The organism is Gordonia sp. B8661-1 (genome assembly GCF_059427765.1).
On the sequence record NZ_JCAHRL010000031.1, the window covers coordinates 1 to 1,261 of the forward strand.

Below are 1,261 nucleotides of genomic sequence, written 5' to 3' on the forward strand. Positions count from 1 at the left end.
CACGATCGGGTGACAGTGTCGGTGTCATGCCGCTGAGGCGGCTGTGTTGATGATCGTCTCGTATTCGACGGGCGTCAACCGGCCGAGGCGGACCTGACGGCGTCGGCGGTGGTAGGTCCGTTCGATCCAGGTGACGATCGCGATCCGCAGCTGCTCGCGGGTGGCCCACCGCTGCCGGTCGAGGACGTTGCGTTGCAGCAGCGCGAAGAACGATTCCATCGCTGCATTGTCGCCGGCGGCGCCGACGCGGCCCATCGATCCGACCAGGCCGTGCCGATTGAGTGCGGACACGAACTTCCGCGACCGGAACTGAGAACCCCTGTCCGAGTGGACAATACAACCAGCAACATCGCCGTCTCGGCGGGCGACCGCATGGTTGAGCGCAGCAACGGCGAGACGGGATTGCATGCGGTCATCGATGCTGTAGCCGACGATCCGCCCCGAGCAGGCATCCTTGATCGCGCAGAGGTAGAGCTTGCCTTCGTCGGTCCAGTGCTCGGTGATATCGGTCAACCACAATTGGTTCGGGGAGTCGGCGGTGAAGTCGCGTTCAACCAGGTCATCGTGCACCGGCGGCCCCGGCTTCTTACCGTTCTTCCCACGTTTCTTACCGAAGCTCGACCACCAGCCGTTGGCGCAGCAGATCCGCCACGCCGTCCTCGCGCTCATCGCCTGACCAGCGTGTTCGGCTTCGTCGGCGAGGAACCGGTACCCGAACTCCGGGTCCTCGCAGTGCGCATCGAACAGGGCGTTCGCCCGCGCGGCCGCGACCCGATCGGCGGTGGTGACCGCCTCCTTGAGCCACCGGTAGTAGGGCTGTCTGGCGAGCTTGAGTACCCGGCACGTCACCGCGACGGGGATTCCGTCGGCGGCGAGCTCCTTCACGAGCGGGTAGAACCTTTTCCCGGCAGGTTCGCCTGCGACAGATACGCCGCGGCCCGGCGCAGGACCTCATTCTCCTGCTCCAACAACCGGATTCGCTTGTTGGCCTCCCGCAACTCCGCCGACTGCCCCGACGTCATCCCAGGCTTGTTGCCGTCATCGATGTCGGCGCGTCGCATCCACTTCTGCAACGTCATCTCATGGATCCCGAAGTCCTTCGCGATCTGCGCGAGCGTCACACCGCTCTCACGATCCCGGGCAACCCGGACCACATCATCACGGAACTCTTTCGGATAAGGCTTAGGCACAGTAGTCATCCTTCCAGGCCGCCCTCCCGGGGCAAGCCAGATCAGATGTCACCTAACCGTGCACCAGTCCC

The 1,261-nt window shown here is 64.6% G+C and carries 1 protein-coding gene; it reads right to left on the reverse strand.

The genetic code is table 11. The features are described 5' to 3' along the window. Window positions 1-24 precede the first annotated feature (24 nt). A protein-coding gene (locus tag AC4JJG_RS21445; RefSeq protein ID WP_109860712.1) for an IS3 family transposase occupies window positions 25-1,190 on the reverse strand; the annotation gives its coding sequence in 2 pieces (ribosomal slippage) (window positions 25-903 and window positions 906-1,190; 1,164 coding nt in all). Window positions 1,191-1,261 lie beyond the last annotated feature (71 nt).